The following is a 22,589-nucleotide window of genomic DNA, read 5'->3' on the forward strand; positions in this document are numbered from 1 at the left end:
TCCCGCGCTCACCGCACCGCTCGGCCACCCGACCCGCCTGCCGTTCCAGATCCGCCCGCTGATCCGACGACGACACCCTGCAATACGCCACCGCCACACCATCCGTCGCAGCGACAGGAGGGTCGATCAGGATCGTCCCGGTCGGAAGCTGACGAGCAGACACAGGCAACGTCCCAGCATGAAACCAGTTCAACGCGGTCCGGTACGAAACCCCCTGACCCGCAGCCCACTCCTTCAACCTCACATACATAAAACTACATCAAATAACGCAAACTTACTCGATATGGCGAACAGTTGACACCCCACTCGTCCGCGCACACGGACGGGGACAGCAATGGACAGTCAGGGGAGGGTAAGGATCTCGCTTCCGGTGTCGGTGACGACGAGTGTGTGCTCGAACTGAGCGCTCCACTTGCGGTCCTTGGTGACCACGGTCCATCCGTCGTCCCAGATGTCGTAGTCGGGCGTGCCGAGATTGATCATCGGCTCGATCGTGAACACCATGCCCGGTTCGAGGATCGTGTCGATGTCGGGGCGGTCGTAGTGCAGGATCACCAGGCCGTTGTGGAAGGTCTCGCCGATTCCGTGACCGGTGAAGTCGCGCACCACGCCGTAACCGAACCGATTGGCGTACGACTCGATGACCCGGCCGATGACGTTCAGCGCCCGGCCGGGCTTGACCGCCTTGATCGCGCGCATCGTCGCTTCGCGGGTGCGTTCGACGAGCAGGCGCGCCTCCTCCGACACATCACCCGCAAGGAAGGTCGCATTGGTGTCGCCGTGCACACCGTGGATGTAGGCGGTCACATCGATGTTGACGATGTCGCCGTCCTCGATCACGGTGGTGTCCGGAATTCCGTGGCAGATCACTTCGTTGAGCGACACGCACACCGACTTCGAGAATCCGCGGTAACCCAGATCGGACGGGTACGACCCGTGATCGCACATGAACTCGTGCGCGATGCGATCGATCTCGTCGGTCGTCACCCCCGGAGCCACAGCATTACCCGCCTCGACGAGCGCCTGCGCCGCGATCTTCGACGCGATGCGCATCTTCTCGATCGTCTCGGGTGTCTGCACCCACGGCTCGTTGCCCTCGTTCGCCGTGGGCTTCCAGACGTACTCGGGGCGCTCGATGGACTTGGGGACCTCACGGATCGGGGTCGGGGTTCCGGGGACGAGCGGGGCACGGGTAGACATGGCCTCCAGGTTAGTCTCCGCGCCCCACCGTCCCGTTCAGGTGGTCCGGCCCTGCCGCAGCAGGAACCGCTGCACCTTGCCGCTCGGAGTCTTGGGAAGGTGCGGGACGAAGTGGACGGCACGCGGATAGGCGTGTGCGGCGAACTTCTTCTTCACCAGCTGTTGCAGGTCCGTTTCGAGCGCATCGTCGCCGTACACTCCGTCGCGGAGGACGACGAACGCTTCGAGCACCTCGCCGCGCAGTTCGTCGGGTAGTCCGACGACCGCCGCCTCCACCACGTCAGGATGCATGACCAGCACGGATTCGACGTCGAAGGGCCCGATCCGGTAGCCGGCCATGATGATGACGTCGTCGTCGCGCGACGAGAAGAAGTAGAAGCCGTTCTCGTCGATCTTGCCGGCGTCGCCGGTGAGGTACCAGCGTCCGTCGTCGGTGAATCGGGTCGCGGTCTTCTCGGGTGCGTCGACGTATCCCGTGAACCAGACCAGCGGGCTGTTCCGGACATCGATTGCGACCCGGCCGAGCTCGCCGGGTCCGGCGATGTCGTCGCTGTCGTCGTGCAGGACGGAACAGCTCCAGCCGGGAAGTGGCTTACCCATCGACCGCTCCGGGACGTCCTCGCGCAGCCCGTCGGCCCACGCATCGACGACGAACATGCCGTGCTCGGTCTGCCCGTACTGGTCGCGCACCACCACACCGAGCGTGTCGCGCGACCAGGCCAGCACGTCGGGGGTCAGCGGCTCCCCCGCCGACGATGCCCGCCGCAGGTGGATCCGAGCGTGCGGGGCGGAGTCGGCGCGAAGCGACCGATACACCGTCGGTGCTGCCGCGAAGTTGGTGACGCCGAATTTCTCGAGAACCTGCCAGGTGAGCGCCGGAGAGAAGCCGGCGTGCAGCAACAGGCTGCGCCGGCCGGCCGCCAGCGGGCCGAGCAGCGCGTAGTACAGCCCGTATGCCCAACCCGGATCGGCAGCATTCCAGAACACGTCGTCCTCACGGACGTCGAGACCGAACTCGAGGTAGGCGTGAAACGACGCCAATGCCTTGACCGGCACCGGGACGCCCTTGGGAGTGCCGGTGGTACCCGACGTGAAGAGCTGGACGAGCCCTCCGTCGCCGCCCACCGACACCGCCGCACCTCGCGGATCGTCGGCGGCGTGGGAGTCGACGAGGTCCGCGAAGTTCAGGCCGACGCCCTCACCCTCACCGGCCACGATGACCTGCCACGACGCATCGCCGGGGATGTCGTCGCCGGGAGCGAGCTTGCCCACCTGATCACCGTCCGCGACGACGACCTTCGCGCCGCTCGCGCCGAGCCTGAATGCGATCGCGGGCGGCGCGAACGCGGTGAACAACGGCACGTGGATGGCACCGCGGCGCCAGATACCGAGCAGCGCAACGACCAGGTCCGAAGATTTCCCCATCAGGGTCGCCACGTGATCCCCTGGTTCCACACCGAGATCGGCGAGTGCCGTCGCGAACCGCGCCGACCGTTCGGACAGGTGGCCGTACGTCAGGTCGATCGATCCGAGATCGGCGTCGATCACCGTGAATGCCACCGCGTCGGCAGGATGGTCGTCGCACAGCAGACGGGCTGCGGTGGCGTCGGCTGTGTCGTAGCGGTCCAGAAGTTCCTGCACACGGGTCGCCGTGTCGGCCATCGGTCCGTCCTCTCGTCGCGCATCGGTCCAGGGCCCGGGCCCACTCGACCCTGACACGGCCTATGATCCCTGTCACAGGAATCTCCCGATACCCCCGGAAAGGGGTGGCCGACCGTGTCCACCGCTGCCTCGTCCCTGCTTCGTCCCCGAGACGGCGACGCTCTGCGGAGTGAGCTGCGCAGAACCGCCTCGCACGCACAGGTGCCTGTCGTCTTCGCCGGTGAGGTGAAGAGCGGGCACCTGCACCTGAGCGAGTTCCTCGGCACCCGGACGAACGGTCTGGCGGGTGTGGTCGTGCCGCCCCGCGCGGGTCTCGGCGGCCGCGCTCTCGACGAGGCACGTCCCGTGACCGTCGCCGACTACCGGAGTGCGTCGTCGATCACCCACCACTTCGACCGTCCCGTCCTCGGTGAGGGGCTGCGGTCGATCCTGGCGGTGCCGGTCGTGGTCGGCGGTGTCGCCCGCGCAGTGCTGTACGGGGCGGTACGCGAGCGAATTCAGTTCGGAGATCGGGCCGTGAGCGCATTCGTTCACGCCGCGACACGGCTGGCGGGCGAGATCACGGTGCGCGACGAGGTGGACCGGCGGGTCGCGATGCTCGGCTACCTCACCTCCGACACGAAGGAACCGGTCGCCACCACCGAGGTGCGCGAGATCCACGCGGAGTTGCGCGCGCTGGCGCAGAACATCGACGATGCCGAAGTGCAGCAACAGCTCAGAGCCCTGTCCGACCGTCTCGCGTCGGCCCTGGTGGGGAACACGCCGTCGGATACCGAGGTCACGTTGTCGACGCGCGAGACGGACGTCCTGTCCTATGTGGCATTGGGATGCACGAACGCCGAGATCGCCCGGCGTTTGGCGGTAGGGTCCGAGACCGTCAAGAGCTACCTGCGCAGCACCATGAACAAACTCGACGTGCATTCCCGCCACGAAGCAGTCACGGTCGCGAGAAAGCTGGGTCTGCTGCCCTGACCGTGCTGCGCACACCGCATTACGGTCATGCTCCGTCCGAGCGGTACTCGGCGGGCAGCGCGGCGAACATGTCGCGCGTGACGCCCACCGCGTTGTCCGAGCTCCCGCCGCGGACCACGAGTGTCGCGAATGCGAGGTCACCGCGGTAGCCGACGAACCACGAGTGCGACCCGCCCTCGACCTCGGCCTCACCGGTCTTGCCGTACACGTCTCCCTGATCACGGATCCGGTCGGCGGTGCCGCTCGTGATGACCAGGCGCATCATGTCGCGCAATCCGGCGACCACCTCGGCGGAGATCGGCGGTGCCTCACCCTCCCGGACCGTCTCCCTGCCCTGGATGAGGTACGGGACCGGGGTACGACCGCTCGAGACCGTCGCCGCGGCGAGCGCCATCCCGAACGGGCTGACGACCACCTTGCCCTGCCCGAATCCGTCCTCGGTGCGTTCGACGAGATCCTCTGCGGGCGGCACGGAGCCCGAGTCCGTCGGCATGCCCACCACGTCGTAGTCGACGCCGATACCGAACTGGGCGGCGGCGACGGTGAGTGCGTCGGGCTCCATCTCGGAGGCGAGCTTGGCGTAGGTCGTGTTGCATGAGCGCGCGAATGCGGTGGCCATCGAGACCGTGCCGAGCGCGAACTCGTTGTAGTTGGGAACGCTGCGTTCGCCGATCGTGATCCGGCCGGGACACGGCACCATCGTCTCCGGGGTCGCAAGTCCGCTCGAGATCGCAGCACCCGAGGTGATGATCTTGAAGGTCGAGCCCGGCGGGTACTGACCCATGAGGGCAACCGGACCGTCCTTGTCGGCCGCCTGGTTCTGAGCGACGGCGAGCACGGCCCCGGTCGAGGCCTCGACGACGACCATCATCGCCTGTTCGACACGGCCGTCCACCGCGGCTTGGGCAGCGACCTGGATCGGGCGGTCGAGGCTGATGGAGAACGACGGCACCGGCTGCGGGGCGGTCTCGGTGAGCACACCCGTTTCGACGCCGTACTGGTTGACCAGCACCACATTCCAGCCGGCAGTGCCGTCGACCTGGTCGATGACGGTCTTCTTGACCTGACCGATCAGGTCCGGGGCGAAAGTACGATCGGTGGGGATCATGTCGGCCTGTTCGGTGACGACGACACCCGGAATCGACGACAGTGCACCGGCGACGAGGTCGTAATCCTCTTCACGAAGGCGCATGACCGCGCGTGGCCCGTCCGCAGCCGTCACGGACTCGGCGATCGACTGCGCCGTCAGGGACTTGTCGAACTGCGACAGCGCGGCCGACAGTGACCGTGCGGCACCCGGAATGTCGGAGCTCCGGGATGCGTCGAACGCGATGCCGTACACGATGCCCGGCACGAGTACGTCGCTTCCCGCATGCTCGTTGACCCGAGCCCGGGGTGCAGGTTCACTCCGCAGGTACATCGTCTGGCGGTCACCGAGCTGAGGGTGCACCGCGGATTTCGACCAGCGCACCACCCACTCCTCACCGCTGCGACCCATGTGTAGTCGCCCGGTGTACTGCCACACCCGGTCCTTGGGGAGGTGCCATTCGTAGCTGTAGTCGACAACGGCGGAGTCACCGTCGAACTGGGCTCCCGTCGTGATCGCCGTCAGCGATTCCGCTTGCAGTCCGTCCCAGACCTGGATGAGCGACGCCTCGGCATCGTCCGGCCGGTCGGTGTGGGCGGCTGCCGCAGCAAAATCCTGCTCGGCGAAGGCATTCAGGAAGATCTGAGCCGCCGGTTCCGGGCCCGCGGGCCGCGGGGTGCAGGCGACAACGAGCCCGAGGAGCATCAGCAGCGCGGTGACGGCGGCTGCGGATCTCCCCGCGGCACGGCACCACGGAACGGGTCGGGGTCTCATCGCCGCAATCGTAAGGGCTCGAGGCCGGGATTCGACTCAGGCGCCGCGTCGGCGGCGACACCGGTTCAGGAGCGGAACCGCTTCAGTCCAGGCGCCTCTTCAGTCCAGCGCCTCTTCAGTCCAGGAGCACCGTGGAGAAGGTGGCCACCTCGCGGAAGCCTGCACGTGCGTAGGCGGCACGCGCCCGCACGTTGAAGCTGTTGACGTACAGGCTCGGGAGACGACCGCTCGCGGTGACCGACACGGCGACCGCGGCGGTGCCGGCTGTGCCGAGACCCTGACCGCGCAGTTCCGGGTCCACCCAGACACCTTGGATCTGTCCCACGGCCGACGACACCGATCCGACCTCGGCCTTGAACACGACACGGCCACGTTCGAATCGCGCCCAGGCACGCCCGGCAGCGATGAGGCTCGCAACACGACGCCGGTAGCTCGCTCCCCCGTCGCCGGACCGCGGATCGATTCCGACCTCCTCGATGAACATGGCGATCGCTGCGGGCAGATACCGGTCGAGTTCCTCCGGCCGGACGCGCCGCACGCGTGAATCGGGTTCGATGAGGGGCTCGCGGTCGAGGACGAGCAGCGGTTGCTCCGCGCGCACCTCACGCGGCGGGCCCCACGTCGGCTCCAGCAGTTCCCACATCGGGAGTGCGTACTCGGCGCGGCCCACCACCGAGGAGCACAGCCGGGGGCCGCGCGCGGCCCGTTCGGCGAAGGCATGGATGTCGTCCGGATCGCCGAGGAGCGGAATCAGGTTCGCGCCCGAGAAACACAACGATTGGTCGGGGCCCCCGCGACTCCACATCTCACCGCCGAACGAGCGGTGGTCGAGCCCGTACTCCTCCACGCGCCCGGCAACCATGCACGATGCCACGGGGTCGCGGGCGAGTACCCGTTGTACCGCGACCGTGTCGCGGCCTCCCAGCGACCGGACACCAAGAAGCTTGAGCACTCGCTCACCACCCGTCGACAAGCCGATACGAAATCAGAGTGCCATGTGTCACGCCGTCGGGGAAATCGTGTCTCATTCCACGAGTCCGAGAGCACTACAGACGCCACACGCGCCCCATTGCTCTCAGGAGATCGACACGGTCGGAGATCCCGCTCCGGTGCCTTCCATCTCCTCCGCGATCCGCATCGCTTCTTCGATGAGGGTTTCGACGATCTGAGCCTCGGGAACGGTCTTGATCACCTTCCCCTTGACGAAGATCTGTCCCTTGCCGTTGCCGGAGGCAACGCCGAGGTCGGCCTCGCGTGCTTCGCCGGGTCCGTTGACGACACACCCCATCACCGCGACACGCAGCGGGACCTCCATGCCTTCGAGACCCGCGGTGACTTCGTCGGCAAGTTTGTAGACGTCGACCTGGGCGCGACCGCACGACGGGCACGAAACGATCTCGAGCTTGCGCGGTCGCAGATTCAGCGACTGCAGGATCTGACCGCCGACCTTGATCTCCTCGGCCGGTGGTGCCGACAACGACACTCGGATCGTGTCGCCGATGCCCTCCGACAGCAGCGCACCGAACGCGACGGCCGATTTGATGGTGCCCTGGAACGCCGGACCGGCCTCGGTGACGCCGAGGTGGAGCGGGTAATCGGACTGAGCCGCGAGCTGACGGTAGGCCTCGACCATGACGACGGGGTCGTTGTGTTTGACGGAGATCTTGATGTCACCGAAGCCGTGCTGTTCGAACAGGCCCGCTTCCCACAGTGCCGATTCGACGAGCGCCTCGGGTGTGGCCTTGCCGTACTTGGCCATGATCCGCGGGTCGAGCGAGCCTGCGTTGACACCGATGCGGATCGGGATGCCCGCAGCTCCGGCCGCCTTGGCGACCTCCTCGACGCGGCCGTCGAACTCCTTGATGTTGCCGGGGTTGACGCGCACCGCGGCACATCCGGCATCGATCGCAGCGAAGATGTATCGGGGCTGGAAATGGATGTCGGCGATGACCGGGATCTGACTCTTCTTCGCGATGGTCGCGAGAGCGTCGGCGTCCTCCTGCCGTGGGCACGCGACACGGACGATGTCGCATCCGGCGGCGGTGAGTTCTGCGATCTGCTGCAAGGTCGCGTTGATGTCGTGGGTCTTGGTGGTGCACATCGACTGCACCGAGATGGGATGGTCGCTGCCGACACCCACGCCACCGACCATGAGCTGTCGCGTCTTACGGCGCGGCGCGAGGACGGCGGGAATTTCGGGCATGCCCAATCCAACGGGGCTGGTCACAGTTCGCCTTCTTTCGTAGCTACTGCGCGATTCTACCGGCGCAGGTCAGAACAGCTGGATGGGGTTGACGATGTCTGCTGTGAGAGTGAGCACCATGAACGCACCGCCGATGACCACTACGACATAGGTCAGTGGCAACAGTTTCATGTAGTCGACGGGCGCACCGACCGGCATGCCGCGCAGACCGCGGGCCCAGTTGCGGATCTTCTCGTAGATCGTGACAGCCATGTGCCCGCCGTCGAGGGGCAGCAGCGGCAGCATGTTGAACGCACCGAGGAAGAAGTTCAGCTGCGCGAGCAGCAGTACGAACGACTCCCAGATGCCGCGTTCGGCGAACTGTCCACCGATGACACTCGCTCCCACGACGCTCACAGGTGTGTCGATGGACCGTTCGCCGCCCGTCACTGCGGTCCACAGGTCGGCGACCTTGCTCGGCAACGACACCAGGGCTTCGGCGGTGCGCGCCGCGAGGAAGCCGGTGAACTCGAAGGTGGCCGGGATAGCCGACAACGGGGTGTACTCGAGGATGGTCGGTTCGCCGCCGACGCCGATCGCGCCGACGTCCTTCGACACGGGCTCTGCATCGGGCACAGTGCGGTCGACCACCCAGCGCTGCACCGGCTGCACCGCGACGGGGACGGTGAGGGTCTCTTCACCGCGTTCGACGGTGAAGTCGGCGGTGCCGGTCAGCGCCTGAGTCTCGGTGACGAGATCACCGAAGGTCTCGACCGGGGTGCCATCGACCGCGACGATGACATCGCCGACCTCGATCCCCGCCTGCTGAGCGGGACCGGTTCCCGAGCACTCGGACGGCGTGTAGTCCGGTGGCCCCGCCTGAGTCGGCGCGGCGCAGTCGAGCGCACCGACGACCGCTCGGTTCTCCGTATTGGGAAGCCCCGAGCTCACGGCCAGCCCGTAGATCAACACGATGCCGAGCAGGAAGTTCATGGCGATGCCGCCGGACATGACGACCAGGCGTTTCCACGTCTTCTGCTTGTACATCGCGCGGTCGTGCTCATCGGGGGCGAGTTCGTCGAGTGCCGTCATCCCGGCGATGTCGCAGAATCCGCCGGCCGGGATCGCCTTGAGGCCGTATTCGGTCTCTCCGCGCCGGAAGGAGAACACGCGGGGTCCGAAGCCGATGTAGTAGCGGCGGACCTTCATCCCGAGTTTCTGTGCGGTCCACATGTGACCGGCCTCGTGCAAGGCGATGGAGACGGCGATGCCGAGGGCGAAGAGCACGACGCCCAATACGAACAGCATGTGTGGCCGATCCTCCTACTTGACGAGTGTGCGGGCCCGTTCACGGGCCCAGCTGTCGGCAGCGAGCACATCGTCAACGGTAGCGGGTTCGGCCGACCACTCGTCGGCGTCGCTGAGCACCGCGTCCACAGTACCGACGATCCGCGGGAACGAGAGCGCGCCGCCCAAGAACGCCTCGGCCGCCACCTCGTTGGCCGCGTTGTACACCGCGGTCAGGCAACCGCCGCCCCGCCCGGCCGCCCGGGCAAGTTCGATTGCGGGAAATACATCGTTGTCGACGGGCTCGAAATGCCACGTGGACGCCGTCGCGAAGTCGAGCGCCGGCGCCGCGTCCGCGACCCGATGGGGCCAGCCGAGCGCCAGCGCGATCGGTAGCTTCATCGACGGAGGCGACGCCTGCGCGAGGGTCGACCCGTCGACGAAGGTGACCATCGAGTGCACGATCGACTGCGGGTGCACGGTGACGTCGATGCGGTCGTAGTCGATCCCGAACAGCAGGTGCGTTTCGATGAGCTCGAGGCCCTTGTTGACGAGCGACGCAGAGTTGAGCGTGTTCATCGGTCCCATCGACCACGTCGGGTGCGCACCCGCCTGGTCCGGGGTGACGGAGTCGAGCTGCGCGGCAGTCCATCCACGGAACGGCCCGCCCGACGCGGTGAGCACGAGCCGAGCGACCTCGTCGCCGGTTCCTCCGCGCAGACATTGTGCGAGCGCGGAGTGTTCGGAGTCCACGGGCACGATCTGCCCGGGCGCTGCCGCCGCAGTCACCAGTCCCCCGCCCGCGACGAGCGATTCCTTGTTGGCGAGCGCCAGTCGTGCGCCGGTCGAGAGGGCGGCCAGTGTCGGTGCGAGCCCGAGCGAGCCGACCAATGCATTGAGGACGACGTCGGCATCGGTCTCCTGCACGAGCCGGGTGACCGCGTCCGGTCCACTCCGGACGGGAAGGTCGAGTCGGGAAGCCGCGGCCGGATCGGAGACCGCGACGTCGGTGACACCGGTCGCGCGGATCTGCTCCCGCAGCAGGTCGATCTTTCCGCCCCCCGCCGCGAGGCCGACTACCTCGAACTTGTCGGGGTTCGCGGCGATCACCTCGAGCGCCTGGGTTCCGATGGAGCCGGTGCTGCCGAGAAGCAACACCCGCGTGCGATCAAAGGTTTCTGTGTCGGCCACGCACATATTGTTCCTGATGCAGCTGAGAGTTTCGTGAAGCGGTGGCGGACCGGGACGAATCCGACGCGCGGAGTGCGGCCCCCACTTCGTACGACGGACGGTCGTATGTCACGATTAGCGGCAACACCAGCATCTGGCGAGCAGGAGGAACAACGGTGGCCGGTACCGAGTTGCAGTCCACTCACGTCGACACGGCAGAAGTGCCGTCGGCCGAGTGGGGATGGAGCGGTGAAGCTCCGCGGCTGTTCCGCGCCCTGGGTTGGGGCTTCGCAGTGTTCCTGCTGCTGATGATGATCGGCAACCACGGCGGATGGGTCGAGAACCTGTACCTGATCGGCTTCGCGGCCGCGATCATCCTCATCCTGGTTCGCGACATCTTCAGACGCCGTAAGCCCCGGTAGATCCGCCGGGCCCGTCCGAGAAGGACGCGACTACACGAACACCCGGGGTGCACGAATATGCGCCCCGGGTGTTGTCGTCTCCGAAGTAGCTCCTGTCAGCGCGCCGACCACTCGGGCGCGCGCCGCTCGGCGAACGCCCTCGGACCTTCCTGGGCGTCGTCGCTGTTGTAGCAGTGTTCGGATGCGTGTCTCGCGGCCTGCAACGCTGCCGACCGGCCCATTTCCGTGGCGAGCATCACCGTCTCCCGTGCCGCTCTCACCGACAGAGGCGCGCCCGCCAGAATCTCACGCGCGAGTTCGAGTGCGGTGTCGAGCAGCGTGGCCGGCTCCGAGATCCGGTTGACCAGCCCGATCTCGTAGGCGCGCTGCGCCGTGATCGGTGTGCCGGTGAGCAGGATCTCCATCATGATCCGCTGCGGGATCATGTGGATCAGAGGTGCCGCCCACGGCGAACTCCTCCCCACCTTGACCTCGGTGACCGCGAAGGTGGCGGTGGTACTCGCCACGGCCAGGTCGCACGACTGGGCGATCAGCCAGCCGCCGGCGAACGCGGCACCATTGATCGCCGCGATGGTCGGTTTGGTCAGCTCGACATTGTCGTACGGCACGGGGATCAAGTCACGGGGCGGCACTCGCATACCGGTCTGCACCATTTCCTCGAGGTCGCCGCCCGCGCAGAACGCCTTGTCGCCCGATCCGGTGAGGACGGCAACGCGCAGCGTCGGGTCGGTTTCGAACCGTTCCCAGGCGGCGTACAAACCCTCACGCACGTCCTTGGTGAGGCAGTTCCGCTTCTCCGGGCGGTTGAGAGTGATGATCGCGATGCCGTCGTCGCGAGTATCGAACAGTACGGCGTCGCTCATCAGAATCCTCGCCTTTCGATCGTGTGGGCGTCACGCGCCAGGTCTTCTCTGAAGTCGGGGTGGGCAATGGCGATCAGTCGCCGGGCTCGTTCGGCGAGCGAGCGGCCGCGAAGGTCTGCCGCACCGAATTCGGTGACGATCACGTCCACGTCGCTGCGCGCAGTGGTGACCGGGCCCGACAAGGTCGCGGTGATCCGGCTGAGCGTGCCACGCTTCGCGGTGGCAGGCAGGGCCATGATGGCGTGGCCGCCCCGAGACCGTGATCCCGCGCGCACGAAGTCCACCTGACCTCCGGTCCCACCGAGATAGGCGTCGCCGACCTGTTCCGCGTTGACCTGACCGGTCAGGTCCACCTCCATCGCCGAGTTGATCGTGACGAGCCGATCCAATTGCGCGAGCACCGCCGCGTCGTGGGTATACGAGGTGGGGCACATCCTGATCTGCGGGTTGTCGCGCGCGAAATCGTAGAGTCGCCGGGTGCCGATGAGCGCACCGGTGATGGACACACCCTGGTCGATCCGCTTGCGCGCGTTGGTCACTGCACCCGCTTCGACGAGATCGACGAGGCCGTCCCCCAGCATCCCGGAATGGACGCCGAGATCCTTGCGGTCGACCAACAGACGTAGCAACGCGTCGGGGACCGCGCCGACTCCCATCTGGATGACGGAACCGTCACCGATGTAGTCGGCGGCGTGTCGCGCGATGGCCGCGTCGATGTCGCCGATGCGGGCCGGGGGCGCTTCGACCGGCGGCCGTGAGGTGTGCACGGCGTAGTCGATCTTCGACGCGGGAAGCATCAGGCCTCGTGTGAACGGCACCTGATCGTTGACCTCCGCGACCACGACACGTGCCGTGTCCACCGCAGCCTGCACATAGTCGCTGATCAATCCGTAGCTGTGGTTCCCGTCCGCGTCGGCTTCACTCACCTGAACGAAAGCCACATCGCACCCGAGGACCCCGGATTCGATCATCGGCCCGACCTGGCTGACGTGGCACGGAATGACGTCGAGGCACTGAGCCTTCGTCATCGACCGCAGCGCGCCGATCGCACCCATACTCGACAACCTGACACTGTCCGCCGTCTCAGGGCGGAAGATCCCGGAGAAACTGGTCGCGACGAACGCCGTCAAGCCGCCGATCTCGTCGCCCTGCGCGATGAGGGCTTCGATGAGGGTCGTGGGTTCGCCGCAGGCCTGCCCGATGACGATGCGGTCGCCGGGGCGTAGGAATTCGCGGACGTCGATGTCCGGTGCAGCAAGGACATTCACGCGTCACGCTCGATGGTCTCGCGGCTCGCCGCGGTGTGATTATCGCGGCTCGCCGCGGTGTGAATTTCGCGGCTCGCCGCGGCGGGAACACGCAGGCCGCCGATGACCTCGTCGGTATCCGCGCCGAGCCTGGGCGCGGGCCCCGAGATGCGTCCGGGTGTGCGCGAGAACCAGGCCGGGGGGCCGGGGAATCGCACCGCACCATACGGCGATTCGACCTCCTCGAAGAATCCCACCTCCTCGAGGTGAGGGTTCTCGAACAGCTCGTCGAGCGTGCGGACGGGAGCGGCAGGGATGTCGTGGGAGCGCAGCAGGTCGAGCCAGTCCTGCGTCGTGCGTTCGAGGAAAGTCTCGGCGAGGAGCTGGTAGACCTCGTCGATGCGGACGGCGCGCTGAGCGAGCGTCGCAAAATGTTCGCCGGCCCAGGGTGGATTCACGGCGTCGACGAATGCGGCCCATTGCTTGTCGTTGTAGACGAGGGCCGCGATCCGGCCGTCCTTGGTGCGATACGGCTTCCGATTGGGGGCCACCACGCGGGGATACACCGCCGGGCCCAGCGGCGGCGTGAACATCGCCCCGTTGCCGTGTTCGACGAGCATGAAGGCCGCCATGGTTTCGAACATGGCGACCTCGACCTCTTGGCCCTCGCCCGTCCGTTCACGATGGAAGAGCGCCATCATGGTGGCGTACAGCGCGGTCAGTCCGGCTACCTTGTCGGCGATGATTGTACCGACATAGCCGGATTCGCCGGTCAACTGCTCCTGCACGGACGGCAGCCCGCATTCCGCCTGGATGGTGTCGTCGTACGCGGTGAGATTCGAGTCGGGACCGCCGCGGCCGTAACCGTAGCAATTCGTGTACACGATCGAAGGATTGAGTGCTGCCACCTCGTCGTACCCGAATCCGAGGCGGACGATCGCGGTAGCGCGCATCGAGTGGATGAACACGTCGGCGTCGGCGATCAGTTCGCGCAGGGTCGCCGCACCCTCGTCGGATCGAAGGTCGAGGACGACGCTGCGCTTGCCGCGGTTGACGTTGACGAAGACGCCGCCCATGCCCGGTTCCGGTCCGACCGAGATGTATCGAGTGTTGTCGCCGGCCGGCGGTTCGATCTTGACGACGTCGGCTCCCATATCCGCCATGATCTGGGTGCAATAGGGACCCATCACCATCGCCGTCAGATCGACGACACGCACTCCGGACAAGGGGCCTGGGTGTTTCATCGACAACCTCGCTGCGTCGGTCGGAAGTCCCGGATGCGCATCCCTCCGGGTCGAGCAAAACTATCAGATGAATCTTTACAAGGATAGTGGTATGACTGGTGGGTGGACGAAAACAACGCCATCCCGGCAACGATCGACAAGGTCCTCGACGCGTCGCTCGCGGAACGCCCGGATGCGCCTGCCGTCGAAGCCGCCTCGGGCATCTGGTCGTACTCGGAACTCGACGACAGGGCCCGACGCGCCGCCGGCGCACTGTGGTCGCTCGGCGTACGCCCCGGCGACCGCGTCGCGGCATGCCTCCCCAACGATCTGGACATCGTGGCGGCCTTCCACGGCACACAACGAATCGGAGCGGTATGGGCCGGCATCGGCGAAGCCCTCCCCGCCGCCGAGCAACAGCACCTCCACGACCTCTGCACCCCGACGGTGGTTCTCGCCGGTGAACACTTCGCACTGAACACCCCCGGCCGCGTGGATCCGGGAAGGTGGGCGGAACTGATCGACCGCGGAGACCACGCACCCGCGCTCGAACTCGACATCGATGCGCCCGCTGGAATCGCCTTCACCAGCGGTACTTCCGGCACGCCCAAGGCAGTGGTCCACAGCCAGCGCAATCTCCTGTTGCCCGGCGCGGTCCTCGTCGCCACCCGGGGGTACGGCCCGAATCTGCGCAAGGGCGACAGCTTCCCGTTCACAATCCTCAACCTCATGGTCCTGTCCACCCTGCTCACCGCGCAGGCAGGCGGATGCGCGGTGGTGATGAACCGACGCGATCTCGAGGGCGTCTCCGAGTGGATCACCACGAGGAAGGTCACCGTGTGGAACGGTGCTCCCGCGCAGCTCTACGACCTCGCCGCGCGTCCAGACCTCGACCTCGGCTCGCTCCGCGAGGTCTGGAGCGGCGGCAGCGACACCCCCGATGCATTGCGCCGAGCGTTCGCCGACGCACACCAGCTGAATCCCCGCGTCACCTACGGCCTGACCGAGGCACCCACCGTCGTGTCGATCGACCCCGACGGTGACGAGTGGCAGCCACGCTCCAGCGGAACGGTCCTCCCACATCTCGATGTGGCCGCCTACGACGACGCGGGTCAACGCCTCCCCCCTGGTGAGCTGGGTGAGCTGCGACTGACCGCGGCGAGCACCGGCCCGTGGGCGAATGTGTGGACACCATTGCTCGGATATCTCGAGAACGGCGCCATTCGCCCGCCCGAGCCCGGACCCGTTGCCACCGGCGATATCGGAACCGTCGACGAGCACGGCAGTCTGACCGTGCTGGACCGCAAGAAACTCGTCATCATCCGGGGCGGCGCCAACGTCTACCCTCTCGAAGTCGAACGGGTCATCGGTACCCACCCGGACGTCGCGAAGGTCGCCGTGTATCCGATCCCCGACGACCGACTCGGGCAACGAGTCGCCGCGGTGATCGAAAGCCCGCTCGAGCACCCTGATTTCGATTCGCTCACCGAACTATGTCGCCGCGAGCTCTCGCCATACAAGGTTCCCGAGGTCTGGACCCGGGTGGACGCCCTGCCCGTCAATGCGATGGGCAAGATCCAGCGCGCCGGACTCCCCGATCTCATCGACACGCATCGTCGGTCCGACGCGATCTGAAGGCCCCGCCCTCAGCCCCTGCCCCTCTGCAAGAATTCGTCCTGCACCCGACCCAAGGAGACTCCCTGTGGCGTTGAACCGAGATACCGCCGCACGAATGTTCGGCCTCGACGGCCGGGTTGCGATCGTGACCGGCGCGTCATCGGGCCTCGGCGCCACAGTGGCCGAGACCCTCGCCTCCCTGGGTGCACGGGTCGCGGTGGTGGCCCGCCGTAAAGATCGGCTCGAAGAGCTCGCGGAGCGGATCGGGGGTGTCGCGGTCGCGTGCGACCTGTCGGATCTCGATCAGGTCGGCACTGTCGTACCGGCCGTGGTCGAGCTTCTCGGTCCGCCGGAAATTCTGGTCAACGGCGCGGGCAGCATGTTCACCGAAGAGCGTGCCGAGGACGAACCGCTCGACGCGATGCGGCGCACCGTGGACCTCAATCTGCTGGCCCCGTTCCGGCTCGCTCAGGACTCCTTTCCACACATGCTGGCCATCGGGCGGGGCTCGATCATCAACATCTCGTCGATCAGCGGCCGCGTGGGTGTCCCCGGCATTCCCCAGGCATCCTATGCTGCAAGCAAACTCGGGCTATCCGGCCTCACCTCCGAACTGGCCGTGCAGTGGGCACGGCATTCGATCCGGGTGAACACCGTCGCGCCGGGGTTCTTCCGCAGCGAGATCACCGGTCCGCTCTACGAAAGCGAACGCGCAACCGAGTATCTGCGCCGCAACACCCCGCTCCCGAAGGAAGGCACACCCGACGACATCGTCGGCGCCGTCGTGTGGCTGGCGGGCGACTCGGGAAGCTATGTCACGGGCCAGACCATCGTTGTCGACGGTGGTTGGACGGCGCGATAGGCTCAGCGCGGAGCTTCCCGCGCGCCCACCAGCTTCCCACGTATGCAATTGCATTCGCGCATGGCTAACGGGCTCGCGGGAAGCCCGCACTACCCAGATTCTCGATCGACTGGCTCGACAATCCCTATCCGGCCTGCTGCGGATAGCAGCCCGTCCGGGCCGGTATCCGCAGCAGGTACTTCCGAGATTCGCGGTCGGGCCTATTCGGTGACCCAGATTTCCTCGGGCAACGGCGACCCGAGCGCGTACAACTCGACGCCGTGCACGTTGTCGGCCCACACCACACCGGGAACGGCGCGGTAGTACCAGATGCCCGGGACGAGTTCGGTCAGACGCTCCTGCACCGTGTTGTACGCGGGCTTGCGCTCATCGACGTTCTCCGAGATGCGGCCGGCGTCGAGCGCGGCATCGAGCTCCGGGTCGGACACCCCTACGTTGTTGCCTGCCGAAGCACTGTGGAAAGCCAACCACAACGGCGAGTCGGGGTCCTGGACAATGGCCGAGGAAATAAGCATGTCGAAGTCATGGGACCCCGTCCGGGCTATCGCCTGCGCGTAGTCGACAACGTCGACCTTCACCTCGACGTTGTCGAAGGCGCTGAGTTGTGCCTGCAAAGCTTCGCCGAGTGTTCTGCTCTCGGTGGTCGGGTACGACAGGAACGAGAACGACACCGGCTTACCCTCGGCGGCGAGTTCGTCGAACAGCTTCTGCGCGGTCTCGGGGTCGGTCTCCTTGAGCGGGACGTCGGTGAAGAACGGCGAGCTCTCGGCGAAGAGCGTTGCCGGAACCTCACCCATGTCGTTGTAGACCGCAATGTTGATGGCTCCGAGGTCGACGGCGAGGGCCACTGCGCGACGCGCACGCTCGTCGTCGAACGGCGCACGCCGGAAGTTCATTCCCATGAACTGACCGCCACCGGTCGCGACGACCTCGGCGTTCAGACCTGCATCCTCGAGCTTGTCGATGCTCTCCCAGTTCGTCTCCGACGCGAGATCTGCTGCTCCGGTGGACATCGCGTTCACGCGCTGGTTGGTGTCGCTCACCGTACGGATCGTCATGCTGTCCAGATGCGGTTTGGGCGCGTCCCAGTAGCCCGGGTTCTTGATCAGTGTGACGGCGTCCTGACGTGCCCACGATTCCAAGGTGAACGGTCCTGCACCGATCGGGTTCTCGTCGAATGCCGCCTGCCCCTGTTCGAGGGCTGCGGGGGACGCGATCCAGTTCAGCGAACTCCCCACGACCGACTGGGCGTAGTGCGGGTTCTCCGACCTCATCACGACGGTGAGCGTGGTCGGATCCTCGACCCGCGTCTCGGCGATCTGCGCTGCCCACCGTCCCGAAGTGGATCCCAGCGCCGGATCGGTCAGACGATCCCAGTTGTACTTCACCGCGGCAGCGTCGAGCGGTGTGCCGTCGGTGAAGACGAGGTCGGGCTGAAGCTTCAAGGTGAAGGTCTTGCCACCGTCGGTGGTCGAGAACTCGGTGGCCATCTTGTATTCGATTTCGAGGGTCTCGACATCGTTGACCATCAAGGTGCCGTACAGCGCATTGCCGAGTGTGGGCTGGAATGCCCAGTAGTTGGTCAACGCTGCGGGATCGAGCGACCGCGGTTCACCGGTCTGCAGCACCTCGAGCGTGCCTCCCGCGACCGGGTCTCCCGATTCGCTCGGCGCGGTTGCGCCGTCCGAACCCGAGTCGCCGCACGAGCTCAGGAGGAGGACGGCAGCGAACGCAGCTGCGGCTGCTGACAGTACACGTCTGTGTCGAAACATCATGGCCTCTCACAAGAATGGAGTCGCCTCAGGGCGGAGCCCGCGGACGAACGGAGGTCGGGGTACGGCATCGGATATCGGCGTACAAAAATCGACGACCCCGACAGCCGAGACATCCGGTCGTGACGTCGATCACAGGAAGTATCACCATTCCCACGCCAACATTCAAGTATTGCCATCCTTGTAATGATTGAAGTAACGTGCGAACCGAGCGCAACCTCCGTACGTGCCCGGGTGGGCTGAGGAAGGAATTCGATTTCTGATGTTTTCGGCAGTAGTAATCGAGAAGGGCGAAGCCGGACAGACGGTGACGCGCACAAGTATCGAAGAATCGGCTCTCCCCGAAGGGGACGTGACCGTCGATGTGGAATATTCCACACTCAACTTCAAGGACGCACTGGCCATCACCGGCAAATCCCCTGTGGTGCGCACATTTCCGATGGTTCCCGGCATCGACGTGGCCGGCGTCGTCTCCGACAGCTCCCACCCGGAGTGGAAGGCCGGCGACCGTGTCGTCCTCAACGGCTGGGGCGTCGGCGAGACCCACTGGGGCGGTTTGGCCCAGAAGGCCCGCCTGAAGGGCGACTGGCTGATCCCCCTACCCGACGCCTTCACTGCACGGCAAGCGATGTCGATCGGCACGGCCGGGTACACGGCAAGCCTCTGCGTCGATGCGCTGGTGAACTCCGGGGTGACCCCCGATCAGGGCGAAATCCTGGTCACCGGCGCAACGGGCGGTGTCGGCAGCGTCGCGATCGCTCTGCTGACGAAGGCCGGGTTCACGGTGGCCGCCGCAACCGGCAAGACGGCCGAGGCCGAATACCTTCAGCAACTGGGCGCCTCCACCGTCATCGACCGCGCAGAACTCTCTGCCGCCGGAAAACCCATGCAGAAGGAGCGGTGGGCTGGCGTCGTCGACACCGCAGGCAGCCACACCCTCGCCAACGCGTGCGCGCAGACCCGCTACGGCGGTGCCGTCGCTGCGTGCGGCCTGGCGCAGGGCATGGATTTTCCGGCCTCGGTGGCCCCCTTCATCCTTCGCGGGGTGTCGCTGCTCGGGATCGACAGCGTGATGGCGCCACGCGAACGGCGCCTGACCGCATGGGCCCGCCTGTCCCGCGACCTCGAGGCGAGCACGCTCGAGGCGATCACTCAGGAGGTGTCGCTGGAGGAGGCGATCACCGCGGCGAACCAGCTCATGGACGGCACGGTGCGCGGCCGCATCGTCGTCGACGTCAATCGATAATAGGAGCGCACCAGTGACGAAGAAGTCCGAAGACACCAGCCCTGTCGAACTCGACCTGTCCGACGTCGACCATCGCGTCGGTAAACCCGTCGGCGGCGGTCAGCTGTGGGATCCGTGCAGCGCCTCCGACATCCGCCGGTGGGTGATGGCGATGGACAACCCCAACCCTCTCCACTGGGACGAGGAGTTCGCGCGCAAGTCGCGATACGGCGGCATCGTCGCCCCGCAATCGATCGCGGTGGGATTGGATTACGGCCACGGTGCGGCACCGGCGTGCGTGGGTTACATCCCCGAGAGCCATCTCATCTTCGGCGGCGAGGAATGGTGGTTCTACGGCTGCCCGGTTCGCCCCGGCGACAAGCTGTTCCAGGAGCGGCGATTCCACGACTACAAGGTGACCGAGACGAAATTCGCCGGACCCACCATGTTCTCGCGCGGCGACACCGTCCACAAGAATCAGAACGGTGTGCTCGTCGCCAAGGAGCGTTCCACCGCGATCCGCTACCTCTCCGCCGAGGCCACCAAGCGCGGGATGTACGAGAATCAGCTCGGTGAGAAGAAGAAGTGGACCAACGCCGAACTGGTCGAGGTCGAGAACCTCCGCTACGAATGGCTCCTGACCACCCGGTCCGGACTCTCTCCGCGTTTCGAAGAGGTCAAGATCGGCGACACACTGCCCCGACGTGTCCTCGGGCCTCACACCATCGCCTCGTTCACCACCGAGTACCGCGCGTTCCTCTTCAACATCTGGGGCACGTTCGGGTGGGTGGCACCCGAAGGCATCGAGGATCCGTGGGTCTACCAGGATCCGGGCTGGGTCGAAGGTTTCGGCTTCGACGAGGAAGGTGCCAAGATTGATCCGCGGAAGCGCGACGGTCTCTACGTCGGCCCCTCACGCGGACACATCGACGAGGAGAAGGCCGGCGAAGTCGGCATGGCACGTGCCTACGGATACGGCGCCACAATGGGCGCCTGGTGCACCGACTATCTCGCCAACTGGGCGGGCCTCGATGGCATGGTGCGACACATCAAGTCCGACTTCCGCGGTCCGGCCTTCGAAGGCGACGTCACGTACTTCGACGCCGAGATCGTCGACAAGGAGCCCATGTCGACCTGGGGCGTACCGCTCGTCCAGGTCAAGATCCGGCTGACCAACCAGGACGGCACCGTCCTCGTGTCCTCCCTCGCCGAGGTCGAACTGCCGTTGTAACGGCACCGCGCAGACAACAGGAAGTCATCCATGAGTACTGAGACGAAGGCAGAAGCGGTGGACCCTGTTTCGATCGTGTCGGGACCACCACTGAGCGACGAGCCCGGGCTGGGAGCCCTCACCCTGCCCGGTTTCCTGCGCGAGGTGACCGAGCTGTACGGCGATCGCGAAGCGCTCGTGATGCACGGAGCGGACGGCGTTACCCGATGGACCTACTCCGAACTGTGGGAGCGTGCGATCGACGTCGCGCGCGCGCTGCGGGGGCTCGGCCTCGCGAAGGACGGGCGCGTGGGCGTGCTGATGACGAACCGCCCCGAGTGGATCGCGGCGGTCTTCGGCGCCTCCCTCGCGGGGGGCGTCGCAGTCACACTCAGCACGTTCTCGACCCCGTCCGAGCTCGACTACATGCTCGAGACTTCGGGTGTGGAGATCCTGCTGTTCGAGCGCAATGTCCTGAAGGCGGACTTTGCCGCGGCCCTGACCGATCTGGAACCGCAGATCGGGACGTCCGGAGCCGCCGAGGTGCACTCGGCGAAGTTTCCGTTCCTCCGTCACGTCGCGATGGTCGGGAAGAAGTCCGACGGCGAATCGATCGAGTCGTGGGACGAGTTCCTCACCCACGGACAATCGCAGCCCCGCGAACTGGTCGAGGCGTCCGCCGCGGCAGTACAGCCCAGCGATGTGGCCGTGCTGTTCTTCTCGTCCGGTTCCACCAGCAAGCCGAAGGGCATTCTGAGCGCACATCGTGGCGTGTCCATCCAGATGTGGCGTTTCCGGCGAATGTACGGGTTCTCGCCGGAGCTGAACATTCGGTGCTGGACGGCGAACGGCTACTTCTGGTCGGGCAATTTCGCGATGGCGCTCGGCAACACCCTTGCAAGCGGTGGGTCGCTGGTGCTTCAACAGACCTTCGACCCGGGCGATGCACTCGAGCTCATCGAAAAGGAAAGGGTGAACTTCCCGTTCGCCTGGCCGCACCAGTGGGCGCAGCTCGTCGATGCACCGAACTGGGACAAAGCGGATCTGAGCAGCCTGTTGTACGTCGACAACAATCATCCTGTTGCGCGGCACCCGACGGTCACCGAGAAATGGTACGAGCCCAGTCACGCGTACGGAAACACCGAAACCTTCACGATCAGTACGTGTTACCCCGCCAATACCCCGCCCGATGTGGCCGCGGGCAGCAGCGGAAAGCCGTTGCCCGGAGTGACGATCCGAATCGTCGATGCATTGACCGGCGAGGTCGTTCCCCTAGGTGAGCGAGGCGAGATCTGCGTCAAGGGACCGACGTTGATGCTCGGGTACGTCGGCACTCCACTCAGCGAGACGCTCGACGAGCACGGGTTCTTCCACACCGGCGACGGCGGCTACGTCGACGACACCGGTCGCCTCTTCTGGGAGGGCCGGCTCACCGACATCATCAAGACCGGCGGCGCGAACGTGTCTCCCCTCGAGGTCGACGAAGCGCTCGTCGCGTACCCCGGGGTCAAGGTGGCGCGCACGGTCGGTGTCCCCCACGACACGCTCGGGGAGGTCGTCGTCTCCTGCATAGTGGCGCACGCAGGAGCCGACCTCGATGTCGACGGGGTTCGTGGATACCTGCGCGAACGGCTTGCCAGTTACAAGGTTCCGCGGGAGGTTCTGTTCTTCGACAACGACGAGATCAGCCTCACCGGCACCGCGAAGATCAAGTCGAGCGACATCAAGGAACTCGCCGTCAAGCGTCTCCAGAAATAGCCGACCGCCACCGGAGCGAGAGGTCCTGCACACGTCGGCAGAGTGTGCAGGACCTC

Annotated in this window: 18 protein-coding genes; 7 read left to right on the forward strand and 11 right to left on the reverse strand. The window is 66.1% G+C overall.

Translation table 11 applies throughout. The features are described 5' to 3' along the window. Positions 1 to 342: 342 nt before the first annotated feature. Together map and ACFWB0_RS22705 are read right to left on the reverse strand one after the other, a co-directional pair. Complete coding sequence (gene map / locus ACFWB0_RS22700) at positions 343 to 1,200, reverse strand: type I methionyl aminopeptidase (RefSeq protein WP_378492653.1); 858 nt, start codon at positions 1,198 to 1,200, stop codon at positions 343 to 345. 36 nt (positions 1,201 to 1,236) lie between these two features. Continuing rightward, positions 1,237 to 2,862 (reverse strand): AMP-binding protein, encoded by a 1,626-nt coding sequence (locus ACFWB0_RS22705; RefSeq protein ID WP_378492654.1) that lies wholly within the window; start codon positions 2,860 to 2,862, stop codon positions 1,237 to 1,239. A 114-nt stretch (positions 2,863 to 2,976) separates the two neighbouring features. Here ACFWB0_RS22705 and ACFWB0_RS22710 point away from each other — a divergent pair, with 114 nt between their 5' ends. Continuing rightward, complete coding sequence (locus ACFWB0_RS22710; protein ID WP_378492655.1) at positions 2,977 to 3,834, forward strand: response regulator transcription factor; 858 nt, start codon at positions 2,977 to 2,979, stop codon at positions 3,832 to 3,834. A 25-nt stretch (positions 3,835 to 3,859) separates the two neighbouring features. Here ACFWB0_RS22710 and ACFWB0_RS22715 read toward each other — a convergent pair whose 3' ends face one another. The 5 genes from ACFWB0_RS22715 to dxr all read right to left on the reverse strand — a co-directional run bounded on the left by ACFWB0_RS22715 (position 3,860) and on the right by dxr (position 10,361). Then, complete coding sequence (locus ACFWB0_RS22715; RefSeq protein WP_378492656.1) at positions 3,860 to 5,695, reverse strand: penicillin-binding transpeptidase domain-containing protein; 1,836 nt, start codon at positions 5,693 to 5,695, stop codon at positions 3,860 to 3,862. Between the two features lie 115 nt (positions 5,696 to 5,810). Further along, the gene (locus tag ACFWB0_RS22720) at positions 5,811 to 6,647 is read right to left on the reverse strand and encodes a GNAT family N-acetyltransferase (protein WP_378492657.1); all 837 of its coding nucleotides are present in this window, start codon (positions 6,645 to 6,647) and stop codon (positions 5,811 to 5,813) included. Between the two features lie 123 nt (positions 6,648 to 6,770). Continuing rightward, positions 6,771 to 7,922, reverse strand: coding sequence for a flavodoxin-dependent (E)-4-hydroxy-3-methylbut-2-enyl-diphosphate synthase (ispG, locus tag ACFWB0_RS22725; protein ID WP_378492658.1), 1,152 nt, complete (start codon positions 7,920 to 7,922; stop codon positions 6,771 to 6,773). A gap of 45 nt (positions 7,923 to 7,967) precedes the next feature. Then, the gene (locus ACFWB0_RS22730) at positions 7,968 to 9,185 is read right to left on the reverse strand and encodes a M50 family metallopeptidase (RefSeq protein ID WP_378492659.1); all 1,218 of its coding nucleotides are present in this window, start codon (positions 9,183 to 9,185) and stop codon (positions 7,968 to 7,970) included. A 15-nt stretch (positions 9,186 to 9,200) separates the two neighbouring features. Continuing rightward, positions 9,201 to 10,361 (reverse strand): 1-deoxy-D-xylulose-5-phosphate reductoisomerase, encoded by a 1,161-nt coding sequence (gene dxr, locus ACFWB0_RS22735; RefSeq protein ID WP_378492660.1) that lies wholly within the window; start codon positions 10,359 to 10,361, stop codon positions 9,201 to 9,203. A 149-nt stretch (positions 10,362 to 10,510) separates the two neighbouring features. Between dxr and ACFWB0_RS22740 the strand changes: the two genes are divergently transcribed. Beyond that, positions 10,511 to 10,756, forward strand: coding sequence for a DUF2631 domain-containing protein (locus tag ACFWB0_RS22740; RefSeq protein ID WP_378492661.1), 246 nt, complete (start codon positions 10,511 to 10,513; stop codon positions 10,754 to 10,756). Positions 10,757 to 10,851: 95 nt separating this feature from the next. Here the strand turns inward: ACFWB0_RS22740 and ACFWB0_RS22745 are convergent, their stop codons facing one another. From ACFWB0_RS22745 to ACFWB0_RS22755, 3 genes are read right to left on the reverse strand one after another with little or no spacing between them, the layout of a single operon-like run. Further along, complete coding sequence (locus ACFWB0_RS22745; protein WP_378492662.1) at positions 10,852 to 11,619, reverse strand: enoyl-CoA hydratase/isomerase family protein; 768 nt, start codon at positions 11,617 to 11,619, stop codon at positions 10,852 to 10,854. After that, positions 11,619 to 12,887 carry an acetyl-CoA hydrolase/transferase family protein gene (locus ACFWB0_RS22750; protein WP_378492663.1) on the reverse strand — a complete coding sequence of 423 codons (1,269 nt, stop codon included), beginning with the start codon at positions 12,885 to 12,887 and terminating at the stop codon, positions 11,619 to 11,621. The genes ACFWB0_RS22745 and ACFWB0_RS22750 overlap by 1 nt, the downstream gene beginning before the upstream one ends. Continuing rightward, positions 12,884 to 14,110: a CaiB/BaiF CoA transferase family protein gene (locus tag ACFWB0_RS22755; protein WP_378492664.1), complete on the reverse strand. Its 1,227-nt coding sequence runs from the start codon at positions 14,108 to 14,110 to the stop codon at positions 12,884 to 12,886. The genes ACFWB0_RS22750 and ACFWB0_RS22755 overlap by 4 nt, the downstream gene beginning before the upstream one ends. Before the next feature lie 102 nt (positions 14,111 to 14,212). On the opposite strand from ACFWB0_RS22755, the gene ACFWB0_RS22760 reads away from it, so the two are divergent. Together ACFWB0_RS22760 and ACFWB0_RS22765 are read left to right on the forward strand one after the other, a co-directional pair. Beyond that, the gene (locus tag ACFWB0_RS22760) at positions 14,213 to 15,724 is read left to right on the forward strand and encodes a class I adenylate-forming enzyme family protein (protein WP_378492665.1); all 1,512 of its coding nucleotides are present in this window, start codon (positions 14,213 to 14,215) and stop codon (positions 15,722 to 15,724) included. A gap of 67 nt (positions 15,725 to 15,791) precedes the next feature. Next, positions 15,792 to 16,568 (forward strand): SDR family NAD(P)-dependent oxidoreductase, encoded by a 777-nt coding sequence (locus ACFWB0_RS22765; RefSeq protein WP_378492666.1) that lies wholly within the window; start codon positions 15,792 to 15,794, stop codon positions 16,566 to 16,568. A gap of 200 nt (positions 16,569 to 16,768) precedes the next feature. On the opposite strand, the gene ACFWB0_RS22770 is transcribed toward ACFWB0_RS22765, so the two are convergent. Further along, positions 16,769 to 18,343 (reverse strand): ABC transporter substrate-binding protein, encoded by a 1,575-nt coding sequence (locus ACFWB0_RS22770; protein WP_378492667.1) that lies wholly within the window; start codon positions 18,341 to 18,343, stop codon positions 16,769 to 16,771. 259 nt (positions 18,344 to 18,602) lie between these two features. Between ACFWB0_RS22770 and ACFWB0_RS22775 the strand changes: the two genes are divergently transcribed. Genes ACFWB0_RS22775 through ACFWB0_RS22785 form a run of 3 tightly spaced genes read left to right on the forward strand, consistent with a single transcriptional unit; the run spans position 18,603 to position 22,533 of the window. After that, complete coding sequence (locus ACFWB0_RS22775) at positions 18,603 to 19,586, forward strand: MDR family oxidoreductase (protein ID WP_378492668.1); 984 nt, start codon at positions 18,603 to 18,605, stop codon at positions 19,584 to 19,586. A gap of 13 nt (positions 19,587 to 19,599) precedes the next feature. Continuing rightward, complete coding sequence (locus ACFWB0_RS22780) at positions 19,600 to 20,796, forward strand: MaoC family dehydratase N-terminal domain-containing protein (RefSeq protein ID WP_378492669.1); 1,197 nt, start codon at positions 19,600 to 19,602, stop codon at positions 20,794 to 20,796. 30 nt (positions 20,797 to 20,826) lie between these two features. Then, positions 20,827 to 22,533, forward strand: coding sequence for a class I adenylate-forming enzyme family protein (locus tag ACFWB0_RS22785; protein ID WP_378492670.1), 1,707 nt, complete (start codon positions 20,827 to 20,829; stop codon positions 22,531 to 22,533). Positions 22,534 to 22,589 lie beyond the last annotated feature (56 nt).

Source organism: Rhodococcus sp. NPDC060086 (genome assembly GCF_042730275.1).
Classification (GTDB): Bacteria; Actinomycetota; Actinomycetes; order Mycobacteriales; family Mycobacteriaceae; genus Rhodococcus.

Excerpts from the sequence above, each read along its gene's own strand:
- map (WP_378492653.1), bottom strand. The coding sequence starts at position 1,200 with ATGTCTACCCGTGCCCCGCTCGTCCCCGGAACCCCGACCCCGATCCGT.
- ACFWB0_RS22705 (WP_378492654.1), bottom strand. The coding sequence starts at position 2,862 with ATGGCCGACACGGCGACCCGTGTGCAGGAACTTCTGGACCGCTACGAC.
- ACFWB0_RS22715 (WP_378492656.1), bottom strand. The coding sequence starts at position 5,695 with ATGAGACCCCGACCCGTTCCGTGGTGCCGTGCCGCGGGGAGATCCGCA.
- ACFWB0_RS22730 (WP_378492659.1), bottom strand. The coding sequence starts at position 9,185 with ATGCTGTTCGTATTGGGCGTCGTGCTCTTCGCCCTCGGCATCGCCGTC.
- dxr (WP_378492660.1), bottom strand. The coding sequence starts at position 10,361 with ATGTGCGTGGCCGACACAGAAACCTTTGATCGCACGCGGGTGTTGCTT.
- ACFWB0_RS22745 (WP_378492662.1), bottom strand. The coding sequence starts at position 11,619 with ATGAGCGACGCCGTACTGTTCGATACTCGCGACGACGGCATCGCGATC.
- ACFWB0_RS22755 (WP_378492664.1), bottom strand. The coding sequence starts at position 14,110 with ATGAAACACCCAGGCCCCTTGTCCGGAGTGCGTGTCGTCGATCTGACG.
- ACFWB0_RS22770 (WP_378492667.1), bottom strand. The coding sequence starts at position 18,343 with ATGATGTTTCGACACAGACGTGTACTGTCAGCAGCCGCAGCTGCGTTC.
- ACFWB0_RS22775 (WP_378492668.1), top strand. The coding sequence starts at position 18,603 with ATGTTTTCGGCAGTAGTAATCGAGAAGGGCGAAGCCGGACAGACGGTG.
- ACFWB0_RS22785 (WP_378492670.1), top strand. The coding sequence starts at position 20,827 with ATGAGTACTGAGACGAAGGCAGAAGCGGTGGACCCTGTTTCGATCGTG.